The following is a 3284-nucleotide window of genomic DNA, read 5'->3' as shown; positions in this document are numbered from 1 at the left end:
ATCTTGTGTGCGAAGCGACAAGCCGGCTCTGGTGCACGGAGCCGACTTGTCGCTTTGCGGGCAAGATCCTTCGTCGCCGCCGGGGAGTCCGCGCGAATCAGGTTTTACGCGGCGGCTCCTCAGGATGACGCTCGCTGGGGGCCTCTGAAGCCAGGTTTGGCAACACCCTCTGGATGGAAAGAGAGGGCTGGTTCTGGCGTGTAGCAGGCCTCACGCGAGCGCCCCCTCCGCTCGCATAGGCTCGCACCTCCCCCAATAACCCCTGGGGGAGGTTGAACTGCGGTGGCTTTCCATCCCGTAGGGTGCGCGCAGCGCCGAATGACTCAGGATGACAGCACGGGCAGGCGGCAGATAGTACGAATCTGCCCGCCCAAACCGCTCCAATCCCTATCCGCATCCATCCGCACGCACCGGCGGAAAACAGGAGGCGCGTCCCTTCCACCCGGCATCTGCTTCTTTCCCCCGCATCAGAAATCCCACGCTGCGAGACAGACGATCCGGCCGTAACGCGATGGCGGATCGCAATCGCATGCGAAATTTCCAGCAGACGGGTCAAGCGTTTCTGCCGGTGGGCGCTGGATTTTTCGGCGGGACGCGTTGTCAGATTTTCCCCGAACCGCGCGTTTCGACGTCGTAGTCCAGGTGTCCCGCGCGCGGATGAGCCGATCCGGATCGTCCGTCCCCCTCCCCCCACCGGACCCCGACCCGCATGAGCACTTCACCTCGTTGGCGCATCCCCCTTCCCCTGGCCGCGGCGCTCCTGGCGCTGCTCGCGGGCGCCGTGCCCCTGCGCGCGCAGCCCGGCACGCTGCAGGGCCGCGTCCTGGACGCCGCCACGGGCGCGCCCGTCGTGTCCGCCGGCGTGGACGCCAACATGACGCCCGGCGACCTGCGCCGCGGCACGCGGACGGACGCCAGCGGCGCGTACCGCATCACGGGCCTGCCCGTGGGCCGCTACCGCGTCACCATCCGGCGCGGCGGCTACAACAACGTGAGCGGCATCGTGCTCATCGCGCCCGGCGAGACGCTCACGCAGGACTGGGCCATGGAGGCGCGCCCGCTCGTCATCGACACGGTGACGGTGCTGGCCGACAACCCCATCACGGTGGACCGCACGCAGGCCGGCTTCGACACGCGGGTGAGCGCCACGGCCATCGACCTGCTCCCCCTGGGCGCGGACCCGGCGGAGATCGTGGCGCTCACGCCCGGCGCGCGGGGCGAGCAGGTGTTCGGCGGGGCGACGGAGCAGGCCAACCAGTACCAGATCGACGGCTTGGCCGCCAACCACCCCGGCGTGGGCGGCGACCTGGTGCAGCCCAGCCTGCAGTGGCTGGAGGCCGTGGAGGTGCGGGGCCTGGGCGCGCCGGCGGAGTACGGCAACTTCCAGGGCGGCCTGGTGAACCTGGTGACCAAGAGCGGCAGCAACGACTTTGGCGCGGAATTCCGCGTCCGCGCCACGCCCGACGCGCTCAGCAGCAGCAACCTGCAGAAGTACGACGTGACGCCGGAGCTGCGGCAGCGCTACGACCTGGACGGCGAGATCCGCGGTCCGCTCGTCCGCAACCACCTGTTCTACTACCTGGGCGGGCAGTACGTCACCCGCGAGGACCAGGTGCCCAACAACCTGATCACGCGCGAGGGGCAGTTCGCCCCGTTTCCCCTGCAGTGGACGGAGCAGAAGTTCTTTGGCAAGCTGTCCTGGCAGCCCACCACGCGCGACCAGCTGGTGGTCTCCGGCGGATACCTGAACGCCGAGGCGGACGCCTGGGGCTCGGCCGGCTACGAGACGGAGCCGCTGACGCGGATGGAGAGCCCCACGCAGTTCCTCAACGGCACGTACGACCGCGTGCTGGGCGAGGGGCGGGCCTTTCACCTGTCCGCCGCGTCGTACTCCAGCGACGAGCGCCGCACGCCGTACGCCGGGCCGGACCAGCCGGGCGTGGTCCTCTACGGCCTGAACCCGTACCAGCCCACCTTCTTCAACGCGCCGTTCCGCTACCGCCGCTCGCCCGAGTCCCTCACGCTGACGGGCTCGCTGAGCTGGGCGGTCGAGACGGGCGGAATGCGGCACGCGCTCAAGACGGGCGGCGAGTACACGGAAGGGAGCTGGATCGACCAGCGGCTGCGCAACGGGTCCATGACCTGGCGCCCTTCGTTCGGCCGCAACTACCGCCGCTTCAACCCCGACTCGGCGGACGGATGGGGCGGCGTCGTGCCGACGGAATGGGGCGGCGAGATCGACCTGAACGCGGACGTGCGCAACGCCGCCGTCTACCTGCAGGACAACATCGAGATCGGCCGGTTCACGATCGCGCCGGGCATCCGCTACGGCTGGTGGACGGGCTACATCACCCCCGCGGGCGACGTGGGGCCGCGCTTTCGCGCCATGAACGACGCCGCGCCGGACTTTCGCCTGGGCCTCACCTGGGACGTCTCCGGGACCAACGACTTCGTCGTGCGCGCGCACGCGGGGCGGTATCACCAGAGCATGTTCGCGCAGTTCTACGAGCGCGTGGCGGGCGGCAACGTCTTCAGCGACCGCGAGACGTGGTACCACCAGGCGCGGGTGACGGACGCGTCGCAGACGTACACGGTCACGGAGCGCGACGAGCTGGCGCAGACGGGACTGTTTCAGCTGCTGGAGTCCGTGCGGCTGAACCAGACGGGCCCCGTGGACCCCGACTACCGCCAGCCGTACGTGGACGAGCTGGTGCTGGGCGCCGAGAAGCAGCTGAACGCGCACTGGAAGGCGGAGCTTGTCTACGTCCATCGCCGCAACGAGAACATGGTGGCCCTGGTGGACCGCAACGCCGCCACCAACTACACGGCGTTCGAGAACATCCGCCCCGTCGACGTGCGCACGGGCGACCCCGTGTTCTACCAGGGCCGCGGCTTTGCCCTGGACCGGGTGTACGTCCCCAACGGCGTGCTCATCCAGTACCTGTCGGACCTGGCGGCGGGGTGCAACTGCGGCCCCATCCCGCCGGGGATGCGGGTGCAGGACCGGTTCAACCTCACCTGGAACCCGGACTACGTCATCACCAACCCCGAGGGCGCCCAGCGCACGCTGAACCAGGTGCAGGGCGTGGTGCGGTTCGGCTATCCGCGCTTTGGCGGCGTGCTGAGCGCCGTGTGGTCGCGGCTGCACGGCAACCTCGACAACGTCAGCGGCTACGGCGAGAACGGCGACTACGGCCCCGGGCAGTTCGTGAACCCCAACGAGGCGCTCAACTCGCTGGGCCTGCTGCCCAACAGCAGCACCACCGAGTTCAAGGCGTGGGTGT

At 69.4% G+C, this 3284-nt stretch carries 1 protein-coding gene; it reads left to right on the top strand.

Annotated elements, in window-relative coordinates; translation table 11 throughout:
- Positions 1-709 precede the first annotated feature (709 nt).
- Positions 710-3284 (top strand): TonB-dependent receptor (locus tag VFZ20_RS20585; protein ID WP_329685821.1); only part of this gene is annotated, 2575 nt, incomplete at its 3' end.

Source organism: Longimicrobium sp. (assembly GCF_036280135.1).
In the GTDB taxonomy this organism is placed as follows: Bacteria; Gemmatimonadota; Gemmatimonadetes; order Longimicrobiales; family Longimicrobiaceae; genus Longimicrobium.
Note: the sequence above shows the minus strand (reverse complement) of the source record. Positions and strands in the feature narration are given on the sequence as shown.